This is a genomic window from Pseudomonas baetica, from assembly GCF_019733355.1.
Taxonomy (GTDB): Bacteria; Pseudomonadota; Gammaproteobacteria; order Pseudomonadales; family Pseudomonadaceae; genus Aquipseudomonas; species Aquipseudomonas baetica_A.
Window position 1 is genome coordinate 169,020 of sequence record NZ_JAIHLQ010000002.1, and the last position, 13,739, is coordinate 182,758.

Here is a 13,739-nt window from a genome sequence, read left to right on the forward strand (position 1 = left end):
TTAACGACCTTTGAACACCGGTTCGCGCTTCTGCATCATCGCCATGACGCCTTCACGCACGTCTTCGCTCTTGATCAGCGTGAACAGCAGTTCGTTGAGCTTGGAGAGCGCAGCATCGTCACCCTCGTCGCGCGCCTGGAAGGCAGACTGCAGGGTGGCCTTGATGGCCAGCGGTGCGGCTTTGGCGATGCGCTCGGCGTACTCGATGGCGCGCACCAGCTCTTGGCCGGACTCAACGACCTCTGTCAGCAGACGCATACGCAGAGCATCGTCAGCACCGAACTCTTCACCGGTCAGCATGTAGCGCATGGCATCGGTCCAGCCGGCAGCTTGGGTAAAGCGCACGGTGGAACCGCCAGATGGCGGAATGCCGCGCAGTACTTCCAGGTGAGCGAAGCGGGTGTTGCCGGCGGCGATTGCGATGTCGGCGTTGAGCACCAGCTCGATGCCCGCGGTCCAGCAGGTGCCTTGCACGGCGAGGACCACTGGTTTGGTGCGGCGCGGCTTCGAGACACCCCACGGGTCGATACCCTCGTCCGGGTACTTGAAGCCGCCCGAAGCCAGCTTCGGCGTCAGCTCCATTAGATCAAGGCCTGCCGTGAAATGGTCGCCGTGGGCGAACACGACGGCGCAGCGCATTTCATCGTTGCGCTCGAATTCACCCATGGCCAGGGCCAAGTCATTGAGCATGGCGCTGTCGAAAGCATTGCGTTTGCCGGCCCGGTCGAGGCCGATAAGGAACAGATGACCACGCTGCTCTCGAGTGACGCGACCCGGACCGCTGTTTGCTTCGCTCATGAGAGCTTCTCCTGACTTTATGAGGGGCTGCCTGGTTTTTTCCAAGCTGAAGATACTTACCGAATGTTCGGTTATCTGAAACTAAACAAACATTCGGTAACCGTCAAATTGTTGCAGCAAGGCTTATGACGTAGAATCAGCGAGGATTATCGAGAGCAGGTTTACCCCGTGCGCCCATTGAAAGTATCCCGCGATGAACTGCTGCAGCGCTGCGCCAACACTTTTAAGCGTCTCGGCTACCACGGCACCACCATGGATGCCTTGTCGGTTGCTTGCGGGCTGACCAAGGCGTCCTTCTACCATCACTATCCCAACAAGGAGTCGCTTCTGAGGGATGTGCTGGAGTGGACCCATGGGCGCTTGAAGCAATCGCTGTTCTCCATCGCTTTCGATGAAAGCCTGACTCCTCAGGAGCGACTCACAAGCATGGGGCGCAAGGCAAAGAAACTCTTCCAGGACGACTCGATTGGATGCTTGATGGGTGTTGTGGCAGTCGATGCCGCTTATGGGAAGGTCGATCTCATGAAGCCGATTCGGCACTTCATGGATGACTGGGCCGCCGCATTCTTCAAGCTCTACAGCGTCGGGCACAGCCAGGAGGACGCGCAGAATCTGGCGCGACAGCTGGTGGCTGATTTCGAAGGGGCTATTCTGCTGGCTCGTATCTATGGCGATCCGAGATACATAGATGCGGTCACTGAGCGTGGACTGCGGCAGCTGGAGCCCGCGGGTGCTGGTGGCTAGGCCAGTTCCCGTGCAAAACTCCGTTTCACTTCCTGCCAGATAAGGTCGAGCGGTGCCGCGCTGCGCGCGGCTCGGCACAGGGCAACAGAGCCCTCGATAGAGGCAATGGCCAGCAGCGCCAGGCTGCGTGAGCGAACGTCGGTCACTCCGGCCTCCTGCAGCGACCGGCCGACAATCTCCTGCCACTCACCAAAGATAGCGTTGGCTTGATCCAGTAACTGCAGCTGGATCTGAGCTTCGAGCTCCGGTTCAGGCTCGCCGCGCTGGTCGGAAGAGTACTGCTCAACCGCCACGGCCAGCACTGCACAGCCGGCTTGGAAGGCTGTCTCTTCAAGCGTTTTTCGCCACAAGGCAACGAAGAGCTCCATGCCTTTCACAGGGCCATGTTTGCTCAGCAGCTGTGCCAGCGGCTCGCTGACTTCCCGGCCGGCGTGCTCCACGGCTGCTTCGAGCAGTTGGCGCTTACCGCCAGGGAAGTGGTGGGTGATGGAGCCGCGTGGCGTGTTCGAGTGGCGCACGACCTCGCGCATGCTGGTTGCAGTCATCCCCTTGCGGCGCAGTAGATCCGCAGCGCCGACGATCATTCGGTCACGAGTGGAAGTAGTCATCTTAATAAATTATGCCATCTGTCATATTATGGTGTAGCCTCAGGCTCGACTATGCCACTTGTCATAGTCGTACATCCACCTATTCCGCTACGAGGCACCGAAAAGATGACTGCTCGTCCTAAGCTCCCCAATCCGATCGATTCTGTAGTTCTGGCATCGTTGGACACTCCCGATGGATGGCTTGAGTACCCGCTGGGCAATGATGTGATCGAGGGCAATCCGGACACTCGGATGAAGCTCTTGCGAACCGTTGGCGTGAAAACCCCGCACAAGTCCGTGGCGTTCTTCACCTCTCGTCCTGCGAAGTTTCATTGGCGCTTCGAAAACGATGAGGCTTTTGTGCTGATCGAAGGTCGTATCGCAATCACTATGGACACTGGTGAGAGGTTCGAAATGGTTGCGGGGGATGCCGTATCGATTCCGGCTGGGCACACGGGGGTCTGCGAGGTCTTCGAGTTCAGCCGGAAGTTCACCGTGGTTACCAGTGGAATCGCTGATTAACGGTAGACCTATGAAGGTGACCATGTCTCTGTAGCCGCGTACGCTGGAAAAGACATCATCGACTCGGTCGGTGGGTGTTCGTAGGTTGAGGACAACACGGCACCGAGTCGATCACCCAACAGATTCCAGGCGCGTTTCTTCTCTTCGGCATAATCGTGATGCAGATAGTGTCGCCTCACCCGGGAGCCGGCAAGCACATGGTTCTGACATCGATCAATGACGTCCAGGCTGACCCCCAAGGCCTGCATCATGGTCGCGCCTGTGCGGCGTAGGTCATGCGGTGTCCAGTCGCCATTCTGGCCGTCGGCAAGCACCAGTGTATCGTCATGGCGACGTCTGGAGAGGGCTTTGCGGTTTTTGAATCGGGCCTGGCGGTCACCCACCTGCTTACTCACCACTTTCACGTCCACATGCCCATCATCCTGCTTGTTCGGAAAGCACCATTGAGTATCGCCCGTCATGGTCTTGAGTTCCTGAAAGAAGTGCAGGGCAAAGGGTGAGAGGAAAACATAATGGTCTTGTTTTTTGCGCCGGCTGCCTTTGACGTTCCCGCTCGGGATGAACCAGGTATGGTTCTCCAGATCGACATTCTTCCATTCGGCCTGAAGCAGTTCACCGATCCGGCATAACGTTCCCAAACAGATCCAAAGCGCAAGTTGGGACTCTGGTTTCAGGGGGCGAATTCCACCGTACTTCTCGCCGGCAGGTAGCGCTGCATAGTCGGTAGTCATTTTCTGAAAGCGTTGGTGTAATTCTTGAAGTTCGGTGGAGGAGAGGGTCCGAGTACGTTCCTCTTGGTAGTCACTGGGTACAAGCTTATCGATTTCGACCAAGTCTGCTGGATTTCCGTCGATCAGCAGTGTTCGCCATGGCTGTCGTTTCTGGGCCCATCCAAACATCTGAACGATATCCGAAAAAAGACTGATGGCTTGGCGAGTAGCGCCGCGAGCCATGACGGAACGCACCAGACCCCGCAGGTCATGCTCACTGACTGTACTGATGACTTTTGAGCCAACGGCGGGGTAAAGATCTTTCGCGAATTTTCTCCGTAGCTCGGCATTACCATCCTTTCGTGCCACACCATCGCGAAGCCATTCTCCCGCTAGGTCTAGCAGCGTTAGCTCCATAGATTTTTGCTGATCGGCTTCTGCGAGTTGTGCAGCCAGCTCCGCTTTCAGTCTGACCTTCCCTGCGCGCTTGTTCTCATTAGGATTGATCCCTTTTGCTACAAGGTCTCGTGCTTCGTTGCGCTCCTTGCGGATTTCGGTCAACGACTTGTTTGGCCAGGTACCACACGAGAAGCGGGTGTAAATCCTTTCCCAGCGAAACTGGAAGTAAAAGGGGATGGCGATACCTTTTTTGCGGAGTGAAACCCTGCCCGCGAGGCTGCCTTCGTCGCGTATGATGATGCCGACATCCTGCTCGGTCAGTGCTTCCAATTCCTTGGCAGTGAGCTTGGCCATAATCAACCTCCTGATAAGTTTACTCCCACATTTACTCCCACTAATTCGTCAGCTAAGGGTAGATCAGGATAGAGGTCGTTGGAAGAGTGAAGCGCTCAAAGGCCTTGTTTTACTGGGTTTGAGGATTCTATAGGGGCGCAGCGCGAACCAGGGATGCATAATGCATAACTGAATGGGGTGCTAGGGGTAGAGTGTTCGAATCACTCCGTCCCGACCATATTTTCTGAATAAAATCAGACACTTAAGCCGATCAGATGGATCGGCTTTTTTGTGCCTGCGCAAAACCCGCGCAAAACTTGCGCAAAATCCAGTTAAAATTGGCTTCTCTAGGGTGGATTTATGGTCAACATAGAGTTCAGCAAGAAGCACGATCAGCGTTTCGAAAAGCACTTCACGTCCCAAATGGATGACATAACACTCATTTTGAAATGCCACCTAATGCTTGAAGAAATGCTCCGCGATTTTTGCTCAGAGATGGTTCCCCAGCCTCAGTTTTTGAAAGACTCGCGATTTACGTTCGCCCAAATTTTGGATCTATCCCGAGCTTTATACCCAGCTGACATAAAACTCGGCGGGATGGTTGAGTTGTGGTCGCTGTGCGAGAGGCTCAACCGTATCCGCAACATGATGGCTCATGCTTTGGATCCGGACTCAACGAAACTCGATGGACACAAAGTGGCGATAATTGAAGCTGTAACGGCAAGGGGGGAAGGGGATACAGCTTCATTGGAATTCGTGGGATGCCTAACGTACATCCTTGGGGCATTTAGCCTGATACTTCAGGTTGGTGTCACCCACCACAATGGCGAAGACTTTCGGAAAATCCCTAGGAAATAGTCATCCCCCGGCGATGTCGCTGATATCAAGGTCTGGAATTGCCTCCGACCAGACGATCTCGGCGTGGTCCTTCTGGTAGTTTTTGGTCATGGTTTCGCTGGCGTGGCCGGCGATCTTCTGACCGTCCTTTCCGGCTTTCTGGTACAGGTGCAACGACAGCGCCCGCACTTCGTGGAAGCCTGGCATTTCCTCTTCCTTCCATCCCTTGTAACAGCCCGCCACTTCCCGGGCCTCCTTGAAGGCTCGCGTCAAATATCGCTCTTCGACCTGCGTCCAGTGGTCCTTCGTCTGCGCCTGCTTCTGCTTTTTTCGGTCTGGCCGACGGTGAATCAGGTAGGGCGAAACGATGTCATCCCGACACCGGCTGATCACCGCCTGGAGTTCTTCGGTCACTTTGAACCGGATCCACGCCGCGTCGCTGGCTTTGGCCGTCTTCTGCTGCACCACATACAAAAAGCCTTCCCGAACACCATCGAATCTCATATTCAATATGTCCGTCCGACGCTGCGCAGTGATCAGTGCGAGGTCAATCGCGTTCTGCAGCCAGAACGGCGACTTCTCCCGGACGGCTTTCAGGCCTTCGACCGTGTGCCGCTTGCGTTGCTTCTTTTCAATTCGGTTGATGGTGCTGCCCGCCGGGTTGTCCGGGCACAGGCCCTTGGCCGCTGCGTGGTTGAAGATGTCGATCAGCAGGGCGCGGCACTGGTTGGCAGTGCGAGGCGTCAGGGCGTCCAGCATCTCCGCGATCATGCGGATCGTGATCTGGTCGACCGCTTTGCCTTCGAATTGTTTTCGGAAGCGGCGGAAGTGCACGGCGTACAAGCCCAGTGTTCCTTTCGCCAGCTCCCGTGGAGGCAGCACGTCGCGCTCGTAGGTATCCAAGAAACCGGCGAAAGATTCGGATGTGCTGCCCATCACCGCGCCGATCAGGTCGGCGCCCCGCATAAATTCCAAGTTCAACTGCTTCGCAGCATCAATCGCTTTGATTCGGTCGGCGCCGAATTGGAACCACTTACCGTCGGTAGGCCGGCGGTAGCGATAGGTCGAGCGCCGCGAATCGAAGTACAGGTTCTGCGGGAGGCTCTTGTTCGCCTTGTTGCGCGGCCGTGGGACCATCATGCAGCTCCTTTCAATACCATCGCGACCAGGTCATTGCCGTCTGACCTGCTGAACGCCGTCCAATCAACGTACCAGAGTTTGCCGATCTGCTCGCCGGGCACCTTGCCATTGCGGATGTAGTTGCGGATCGCTTGGGGGCACGGAGGCGTGCCGTTCTCGCCCCAGCGCCGACGCTGAAACTCACTGATCTTGATCAGCTCTTTTCTCATTGTGATGCTCCATGCCGCGCTTGGCGGCAGAAGGTGGTGATGGGTTATGCGACGGCCTTTGCCAGAACTTCGTCGGCAATTTTCATTGCTGCCTGGGCATCGTTCACGTAGGCAGGGTCGAAGCCGCCGCACAGGTTGATGGTCGCTTGGCAGGCGCGCAGGTTCTCGCGGTTGAGTTTCAGCGCGGCGACCAGCTCTTCGTGCAGTCCGCGCTCCTCCCGGGCGATATCCCAGAAGCGCTGGCCCCAGTGACTGGCCGGTGGCGGGTTGCTGTTCTGCGCGCCGAGTGCAAGGGCACCGACAACTGCGTCGAGCAGATCGCGCTTGTAGGCGTTGTCGCCGTCGATGCTCAGGCCTAGGCGGCGCAGTGCGTCGAGCGCGTTATTGAAGTTCGCCTCCGGCGATGGCAGTGCCAGGTCGAAGTCGGCCTTGCCGGGCCGGCAGACGATGACGAACATCTGGCAGTCGAGCGGCAGGTGCTGGGCGATATCGGAGATGGCTTCGATAGCGGCTTCGCGCAGGTGGTGTTTTTGATCGGCCATACGAATTCCTCGCCCGCCGTACACCGGCAGGCTGTTGAGTTGGGGGAGGGGTTACAACGCGAGTTCGGTCTGGGTTTCGCGCTGCCAAATCGGCGAACTGTTGTGCGACTCAATGCGATCGGCGATGACGTTGGCTCGCTGGCCGGCGGTGGGCGGGGCGTACATACCGAAACGGCTGATGCTGCCACCGTTGACCGCCGCGTTCGTGGAGTCAGCTGAAGCGAAGGGCAGGTGCTGGAAAATCGCAGGGTCAAGCATGCGCAGACCATGAAGGCGGCAAACTGGCCGCCCTTGGTCATCGCAGATCGCGTCCATGGCGGCGCCCATCCGCTTCCACCATGATCCTGTACCCGGCGCCGCCCATTGCCCAGAACTGCCGAGGGCGACCGTTCGCCAACATCTCGCCAGCCGCTGCAACCGCTCAAGCGATTCGTGTAAGTGCCATACCGGAACGCCGCGAAGATCCTCCGGCCACTGACGAACAAGGTCGTCGTTTGCCTCTTCATCCCCATCAATGACGTCCGGAATGAGCGCCCAAGTGAATCCAGGGTGCCGGTGCCAGTCTTCGACCCAGCGTATGTAGCCGTCGACGTCTACCTGGCCTCCTTTCTTCCACACTGTGAATGCGCCGTTATCAAAAACAAACGATTTGCATACATCGGCGACGATGCCGAGATCGTCCTTGCGTGGGAACGGCACCAGCGCGTGCCGCCCGGCCAGGAACTTAGCGGCATCCTCGCGCTTACCGCCGACAGGCGTGCCGTGGTAATGAATCATCCGCTGAGCCTCACCGTTTCGATTTCCACGCCCTGGTGCGTGGCGATGATGGTCTGATCGCCGCTAAGCGTTTCGGAAAGGCTGTCGGCGATTTGCTCATGCCAGCCCTGCTTGATCAGTGCCGTCGCCGTTTTGATGTGCTCAACGTGGATCATCGATGGCGATCGCAATTCTAACTGGTAGATGATCGTTTCGCCGTCGGCCGGGCAGACTGCTGCGAAGGTGTGTCGGTAGATGTTCATCGCCATGGCCCCCTGTAGATCAGGTAGGCCATGTAGAGCGGGGCGAAGATCATGGCTGAACCCTCTTGAACTCGACGACCCAGACCCACGGGTTGGCGCCCCAGTCGCCTCCGGTCGTTTGCCAGAGGTTACCGAAGGCGTTGCGCGCCGAACCGAGGCACTGTTCGTGACTGGTCGTTTTGTCCCACATCCAGCCATTGCGCTGCTGGTGAGTGGATTCCGGCAGTTCGCAATGCGCGGCGTCTCGGACACCTTTGCCGCTGTGAAAGCAGGCTTTGCCGTGGTCGGTGAAGAAGCAGCCTTCGGCCAGTGCCTGCTCCTCGCTGATGTCCTGTAAGCGCTCGACGCGGACGTCGGTGATCTCCAGCAGGATGCGGCATGCCCAGCGCGGCATGTGAATGCTTGGCTTCCACGTCGGCTGCTCCTGCTCATAGGGCGCCAGTCCGTCGGCGGCGTACACCAGTTCGCCGTCCTCTCGCGACTGATCAAGGTCATGCATGTCGGCGGGCTGTAGGTACGGACCTTTCTGGACTTCGAAGTGGTCGCAGTACCAAGTCTCGCGCACCCACAGCCGATCGCCGGGAAACCCGAAGGGGCAGAAACTGGTGTAGTACCCGACGCTGTTCGGGTGAAGCGGGCCTTCACTTGGTAACTCATGGCATTCGCCGAGCTGAACGCCGTAGCCGATGTTCTTCAGCGCTTGGGCATTGAGCGCTCGACGCGTGACCGTTTTCCGGCCATCCAGAATGGCGCGCAACATCGGCGCCGAAAACAGGATCGGCCGCTCCTTGACCTGGCTCATGGCGTCACCTCGCATGCTTCCGCTCTCGCGGTGGCGACTTCATCAATGAGCGATTGCGGGAGCCTTACTGCGAATTCCCCTTCCGACCACGACAGGGGTTCAGACTTGCGGATCATCTCGTTCAGCAGTTCGAACGCAGCAAGCAACTGATCGTCGCGGATCTCGCCGTCTTCCGGCAGGTCATCGCAGAAATGGTCTTCCGGTTCGATTTCACGGGGATAATTCGGCTCACAGATGCAGAGTTGAACGTCAGCCAGTTCGATATCGCTGTCGATCAGGTAGTCGCGCAGGCTGTCCTCATCGAAGAAGTAGCGGTCGCCATCGAAGATAACCAGAGGCTCGCCGGCCCAGTCCTTGACTGGCATCGCCGCGAATTTTGCTTGGCGCCGGACGTGTCGGCACTCATTGCAGGAACTGTTCACCTCATAAATAGGGTGTTCAGGGTTGATGTCGCAGCGTCGGTGAGTTGCGCCGCAGTAGCGGGCGAGGTTCTCGTCGTCGCCGAAAAATCGACCGCCAGCGGAAACCCAGCCGGTTACCGTTTGGAGGCTGGCCGCTTCCGGAGCATCGAACATGATGATTGGCTTTTGTGCAGGCATGACTTCGTCCTTGCCGCTATAGCGGCTGACTTTGAAGGGGGAGGGAGTAGCGATAATCGATAGGCGATCGCCGCGGAAATACTTATACAGGCATCTGATATTTGTATATGGATGTGCCAAACTTCAGGTAGGAGAATCGCGCTTCATAACCAGCCCAAACCGCCGCGCCCATGCTTTCGAGAACTATCATGGCTTCAAACGACGACTTCAGATTTCAATCACACGCTCTCCTCGTTGAACTCGACGCCGCAACGAAGCTGATGATGTTGGTAGTGGCAGACGAACTCTCAGGCAACCGCTGGGATGAAGCTCTTGCGCGGCAGAGTGCCGCCTATTCGGCTTGGGTGAACGTCGTCGCTGGCGTTCAAATCGATCCGATGCCGGTCCTTGATGGGCGCCCACTTGATCGCGAGAACCCGACTGTAGAGTGAGGGATGGCTTTTTGCCTCAATAGGCGAAGCGGCCCATATCGTCGAAAATCACTGTCCTGCCAACGGGTGTCTATAGGAAGAGGACATGTCCCACAACAGCCTGGATAGGCCAATCGCCCACGAATATCGAGGGCATGAAGTGATCATCAAATTCGACTGGGACAAGCCGAACGACGAAGCCCCCGTGGGTGCTCATGTCATTGAGGCCAGCGAAGTATCAGGTTTTGCCAACACTGTTGCTGATCTCTCTGGCCCGTGGGATGACTATCAAAGCGCGCTGGCGGAGGCGCTTGCCACTGCTGAGAGATGGGTCGACAGTCAATTGCCTTGATTCAAGCTGCTAGCTGCTCCCGCGGTTGTTGGCGCAGCGCAGCCTGTATTGCTTCAACCACTCGGCGCAGGTAATCGAATTCGTGGTTTTCTTCGACAGCCTTATCGCCGACGGGGTGGTGCCACTCATCACCGAAAAGCTCGGTCAGCAACTTGCTGTGATGCCAGCATTCGTTCGGTGACTCGACGCTACGCAGGTCATCGATGTCTTGCCAGAGCTTACGAGCCTCATCCTTGCTCAGCTCATCCAGTTCCCAGTCGTGTCGGCCGGTCTGTTGCCGGCGGCGCTGGACGATGCACTTTTTCGCGAAGGCATGGAGCGCGTTCCCGCTGAAACGCGTGCTGCTAATACCGCGATCAAGGCAGTTCAAGACGTAGCTCCAGTCACAATCGGCAACGAACTCAGCGACAGTGCGCGGGCCCATGCCGCCCCAATAGGCGTTCCAGCTGTTGTCCCAGCAGTTGATCGTGATCTTGCCTTGGGCGGTCTGGTAGTTCGGATCAGACTCGGTCGGGCAGTTACGGCGCCCGAAGTCTTCGAGGAAAACGGTGATCGGATCAAGCCGTGATGCGCCGGTGATCACCAGCTTCGTGACAGTCGAGCGCTCAACCTGCAGCGGCTCGGCCGTTTTGTTTTCTTTTGACATAGGGGTACCTGCTTTTATGGCACTGTGACATGATCAGCCAGTCCAGTATTAATTAAGACTTTGTCAAAGGATTGGAAATGAACGATTTGGCTCAAGAGAACCCTATTAATAATAATGAAGCGGAGCACGTAATCAGCGGCTCTGAAGTGGCTTCAGAAGTTGAAGAGGTCGAGGGCGGAATTGAGGTTGAGATTGAGGGGCCCCCTTTGCATCTTATTGCTAGTGCTTTGAGCAGGTTTGTTCATAAGGTCCATGATATCGAAGAGTCTGCTAAAAACTGTATCCCGCAAGCGAGAAAAGCTTATATAAGACGTGCAAAAGAACTGCAAAGCACCTTTTTGTCAGCTCAGGAGGTTCTAGATAGCGATTGCTCAGCTGAAGAGAAGTTGGTTGCTGCGCGTAATCTAAGAACAATGCTTAGACTTGCAAAAAGATTAAGTAATGATGCGACAATAGTAACTTTGGAAAGAAGTTTGTTTATTGGGTTGTTCACGTGTTTTGATAAGTTTGTTGGTGAGCTGATGGAAGGTGTTTATTCTATTCGCTCAGACCTTTTTAAGGGGGTGGGGGCCCAATTCAGTGTTTGTGATGTATTAGAGTATCCGTCGCTTGACGAGTTTAAGTCAGCCGTTCTAGAGAAGGAAATCGAAACTGTCCGAAGAAAGAGCTATGGAGAGCAGTTTAAGGAGTTTGAAAGGAGATTTGGTTTTGAAACGTTAACAAAGTTTGACTCATGGCCCGCGTTTATTGAAGCGTCGCAGCGTCGAAATCTGTTTACGCACTGCGACGGAGTGATCAGTCAACAGTATCTTAAAGTTTGTATAGAGGCGGGATATAAGCCTGCTAAAGAAGATGTTGTAGGAAGTCAGTTGGAGATCGGCGCAAAATATTTTTATCAAACCTGCCACCTTGTTATGGAGGTGGGAGTAATGTTGGGTCATACAATCTGGCGTAAAATGCTGCCGGATGAACGTAGGCAAGCTGACTCAGAATTGAACTCCTTGATATATGACTACCTTCATCTGGGGCAGTACCATAAGGCAGCTGCGTTGTGTCGTTTTGCTCAGAAAATGCCGAAAATTTCTGAGGATTTAATGGATCGAATGTTTACATTGAATCATGCAATAGCTGTCCGACAGATGAATGGCGCAGCTGCTGCTAAAAAAATCCTGGAAAAAAAAGATTGGTCCGCAGTTATTTACGACTTCCGTCTAGCACGTGCTGTGCTCGTGGAAGATTATATATCAGCTAAAGAATATATGCTGAAGATTGGCAAAGCTGGAGAGATAGTGGTCGAAGAGGCGTATCACGATTGGCCATTATTCAAAGATTTTCGAGAAACTCCCGAATTTTTAGAAGGTTATGAAGAAGTTTTTGGATATAAGTATCTTTCTAAGCTTTCGGAGATTGTTAGTGATGCTCAAGTTGTAGCAGAGCAGCAGGCGGCAGAAGAAGAACAAAAAGAAAAAGAAAAAGATAGTGCGCTTGAAGCGGAGCTAATTATGGATGCTGATTCCGGATTTGATGATAAAAGCTAGTTTTGTCGATCCTTAAATCTATTAATAAAAAAAGCCACTTTCAAAAGTGGCTTTTATTTAGCACTATTTTAATATTCATCGATTACATTTCTTTCATTGCAGTTGTCCTTCTGCATGCCTATTTAGGAAATATAGCTTTATCATACACGACTGGTCACGTCAAGGTTGTTTCTTGCTTCCGCTCCTAATGGAGTGCCATTCTAGGCGCCCGTAATCTCTGACACGCTGATCCTCGCCGGCTGGCGTGATTCGTAGAAGTGGGGTATGTATCTCTGAACTCACATTGGCAGGAGGCCGACATGAGACTGCAAAGCGATATCGATGCACTGGCTGCGATTGAAGAAGACGCCCGAGCAATGCTGAAACGGATAGGGCTGCCGGACGACGCAGTGAAGCTGGAGGTGGTCGTGTTCCTTCGGGAGGTGATCGACCTGGCCAGCTACATGGAGTCTAGGCACCGGCTGGTTGATCCGCCGAGCTTCGTCTGAGCTGGCGTATTCCCGATTGTTGCGGTATTTGTGTTCGGCCCGGCATGGAGCCGGATCAGGCGGTGATGCGTTCGCCGATCACGGTGGTGGTGAACTGCACGGTGTACTCGGTGACCAGCTCGAACTCGCCGCCGCAGGTGTCACAGGCCATGTTCTTGTCACCGTAATCTTCCGACTCGATGTGGATCACGGTTGCGCAATGCGGGCACTTGCATTCGTCTTGGAGACGATAGTCCCACTCGTCATAGTCGGTCTCGGCAACCTTGGCCAGCGCCTCGGCTTTCGCAACTGCGTCTTCGGCGTCCTGACAGGGTTTGCAGGTAAAGCCGTCAGGATGGCCCCATGGTGTTTCCGTGAGCTTAGAGCGGTGAGTGCCGCACAGGCGGCAAACGTTGTGCTTGTCGCACACCGAATAACTGTACTGCTCACCGGTTCCGTTGCACTTGGCGCAGCCAGACACCCAATACCAAGCTCCATCGATACGTTCGGCGTACAGGCCATTTTCCGGGGGCCGCAGGCTGACTTCAGGCAGGTCAGTGGTGGTACGGTGAAATCGGTGATGATCCGTCCCGTTCCACACGTTGAGGTTGCCGTTACGCTGGCGCTGGGTCCACTCACCAGGGTCTCCGGGATCAGGATCTTCGTGTTCTTGTCCATGGATTGTCTCCAGTCAGGCGCCGCCCTCCGTGACCGGATGCGCAGCATGGGTAGGGGTTATTCGTCGTGGTTGATGCGAAGGGCTTCGCGGTCGTGGGCGAGTTTCAATTTCCGCGACACGTTTTCTGGAATGACGTATTCGTGTCGCGGCGGGGTGAGCATGGGAAGGGCGCCGCCCGGGCCAAGGCTGTGCAGGTGGTGAATCATCAGCGTGATCGCCTCACCCGGTTCCTCGATTCCGCTCCAGGCCATCAGCTCAGCAAGGGCTTGGCGCGTACCGGGCAGGCAGTGCAGCCGAATCTCCTCTTCGCCGCGGCTCTTCCTCTTCGCCGCGGCTTTCTCTGAGCGTTCCGCGTTGCTCTTGGCCATGGCCTACCTCTTCAATTCCGCTGACCGGCAAGTCCAAC

20 protein-coding genes are annotated in these 13,739 nt (G+C 55.7%); 7 read left to right on the forward strand and 13 right to left on the reverse strand.

From position 1 onward, the window contains the following. Positions 1-798, reverse strand: coding sequence for a crotonase/enoyl-CoA hydratase family protein (locus tag K5E40_RS02425; protein ID WP_221729445.1), 798 nt, complete (start codon positions 796-798; stop codon positions 1-3). Between the two features lie 168 nt (positions 799-966). Here K5E40_RS02425 and K5E40_RS02430 point away from each other — a divergent pair, with 168 nt between their 5' ends. Next, complete coding sequence (locus K5E40_RS02430) at positions 967-1,542, forward strand: TetR/AcrR family transcriptional regulator (RefSeq protein ID WP_032902049.1); 576 nt, start codon at positions 967-969, stop codon at positions 1,540-1,542. Here the strand turns inward: K5E40_RS02430 and K5E40_RS02435 are convergent. Further along, a complete protein-coding gene (locus K5E40_RS02435) occupies positions 1,539-2,150 on the reverse strand; it encodes a TetR/AcrR family transcriptional regulator (RefSeq protein WP_032902047.1) in 612 nt (203 codons plus the stop codon). The two genes, K5E40_RS02430 and K5E40_RS02435, sit on opposite strands and share 4 nt — an antisense overlap. A gap of 105 nt (positions 2,151-2,255) precedes the next feature. Here K5E40_RS02435 and K5E40_RS02440 point away from each other — a divergent pair, with 105 nt between their 5' ends. Next, the gene (locus K5E40_RS02440) at positions 2,256-2,651 is read left to right on the forward strand and encodes a cupin domain-containing protein (protein WP_050587208.1); all 396 of its coding nucleotides are present in this window, start codon (positions 2,256-2,258) and stop codon (positions 2,649-2,651) included. A gap of 8 nt (positions 2,652-2,659) precedes the next feature. Here the strand turns inward: K5E40_RS02440 and K5E40_RS02445 are convergent, their stop codons facing one another. Next, the gene (locus K5E40_RS02445) at positions 2,660-4,114 is read right to left on the reverse strand and encodes a site-specific integrase (RefSeq protein ID WP_032902046.1); all 1,455 of its coding nucleotides are present in this window, start codon (positions 4,112-4,114) and stop codon (positions 2,660-2,662) included. 339 nt (positions 4,115-4,453) lie between these two features. Between K5E40_RS02445 and K5E40_RS02450 the strand changes: the two genes are divergently transcribed. Further along, positions 4,454-4,951 carry a hypothetical protein gene (locus K5E40_RS02450; protein WP_221729446.1) on the forward strand — a complete coding sequence of 166 codons (498 nt, stop codon included), beginning with the start codon at positions 4,454-4,456 and terminating at the stop codon, positions 4,949-4,951. Here K5E40_RS02450 and K5E40_RS02455 read toward each other — a convergent pair whose 3' ends face one another. The 7 genes from K5E40_RS02455 to K5E40_RS02485 are packed head-to-tail and all read right to left on the reverse strand — an operon-like array spanning position 4,952 to position 9,241. Beyond that, entirely contained in the window at positions 4,952-6,067 is a 1,116-nt protein-coding gene (locus tag K5E40_RS02455) for a tyrosine-type recombinase/integrase (RefSeq protein ID WP_221729580.1), read from the reverse strand. Further along, positions 6,067-6,279, reverse strand: a complete 213-nt coding sequence (locus tag K5E40_RS02460) for a hypothetical protein (protein WP_034152736.1) — start codon at positions 6,277-6,279, stop codon at positions 6,067-6,069. Before K5E40_RS02460 ends, K5E40_RS02455 begins: the two co-directional genes overlap by 1 nt. Before the next feature lie 44 nt (positions 6,280-6,323). Then, positions 6,324-6,821 carry a hypothetical protein gene (locus tag K5E40_RS02465; protein ID WP_221729447.1) on the reverse strand — a complete coding sequence of 166 codons (498 nt, stop codon included), beginning with the start codon at positions 6,819-6,821 and terminating at the stop codon, positions 6,324-6,326. 51 nt (positions 6,822-6,872) lie between these two features. Beyond that, on the reverse strand, positions 6,873-7,598 hold the full coding sequence (locus tag K5E40_RS02470; protein WP_221729448.1) for a hypothetical protein: 726 nt from the start codon (positions 7,596-7,598) through the stop codon (positions 6,873-6,875). Continuing rightward, a complete protein-coding gene (locus tag K5E40_RS02475; protein WP_260455485.1) occupies positions 7,595-7,846 on the reverse strand; it encodes a hypothetical protein in 252 nt (83 codons plus the stop codon). The genes K5E40_RS02470 and K5E40_RS02475 overlap by 4 nt, the downstream gene beginning before the upstream one ends. Positions 7,847-7,889: 43 nt before the next feature. Then, complete coding sequence (locus K5E40_RS02480) at positions 7,890-8,642, reverse strand: hypothetical protein (RefSeq protein ID WP_221729449.1); 753 nt, start codon at positions 8,640-8,642, stop codon at positions 7,890-7,892. Continuing rightward, a complete protein-coding gene (locus K5E40_RS02485; protein ID WP_221729450.1) occupies positions 8,639-9,241 on the reverse strand; it encodes a hypothetical protein in 603 nt (200 codons plus the stop codon). The genes K5E40_RS02480 and K5E40_RS02485 overlap by 4 nt, the downstream gene beginning before the upstream one ends. A gap of 188 nt (positions 9,242-9,429) precedes the next feature. Between K5E40_RS02485 and K5E40_RS02490 the strand changes: the two genes are divergently transcribed. Further along, positions 9,430-9,672 carry a hypothetical protein gene (locus tag K5E40_RS02490; protein ID WP_221729451.1) on the forward strand — a complete coding sequence of 81 codons (243 nt, stop codon included), beginning with the start codon at positions 9,430-9,432 and terminating at the stop codon, positions 9,670-9,672. A gap of 85 nt (positions 9,673-9,757) precedes the next feature. Further along, positions 9,758-10,003, forward strand: a complete 246-nt coding sequence (locus K5E40_RS02495) for a hypothetical protein (RefSeq protein WP_221729452.1) — start codon at positions 9,758-9,760, stop codon at positions 10,001-10,003. Between the two features lies 1 nt (position 10,004). On the opposite strand, the gene K5E40_RS02500 is transcribed toward K5E40_RS02495, so the two are convergent. Continuing rightward, the gene (locus K5E40_RS02500) at positions 10,005-10,649 is read right to left on the reverse strand and encodes a hypothetical protein (protein ID WP_221729453.1); all 645 of its coding nucleotides are present in this window, start codon (positions 10,647-10,649) and stop codon (positions 10,005-10,007) included. A 77-nt stretch (positions 10,650-10,726) separates the two neighbouring features. Here K5E40_RS02500 and K5E40_RS02505 point away from each other — a divergent pair, with 77 nt between their 5' ends. Both K5E40_RS02505 and K5E40_RS02510 read left to right on the forward strand, forming a co-directional pair. Further along, positions 10,727-12,187, forward strand: a complete 1,461-nt coding sequence (locus K5E40_RS02505; RefSeq protein WP_221729454.1) for a hypothetical protein — start codon at positions 10,727-10,729, stop codon at positions 12,185-12,187. A 299-nt stretch (positions 12,188-12,486) separates the two neighbouring features. Further along, the gene (locus tag K5E40_RS02510; protein ID WP_221729455.1) at positions 12,487-12,675 is read left to right on the forward strand and encodes a hypothetical protein; all 189 of its coding nucleotides are present in this window, start codon (positions 12,487-12,489) and stop codon (positions 12,673-12,675) included. Between the two features lie 55 nt (positions 12,676-12,730). Here the strand turns inward: K5E40_RS02510 and K5E40_RS02515 are convergent, their stop codons facing one another. Further along, positions 12,731-13,255 carry a hypothetical protein gene (locus tag K5E40_RS02515; RefSeq protein WP_311775935.1) on the reverse strand — a complete coding sequence of 175 codons (525 nt, stop codon included), beginning with the start codon at positions 13,253-13,255 and terminating at the stop codon, positions 12,731-12,733. Between the two features lie 134 nt (positions 13,256-13,389). Beyond that, the gene (locus tag K5E40_RS02520) at positions 13,390-13,701 is read right to left on the reverse strand and encodes a hypothetical protein (RefSeq protein WP_221729456.1); all 312 of its coding nucleotides are present in this window, start codon (positions 13,699-13,701) and stop codon (positions 13,390-13,392) included. Positions 13,702-13,739: the final 38 nt, after the last annotated feature.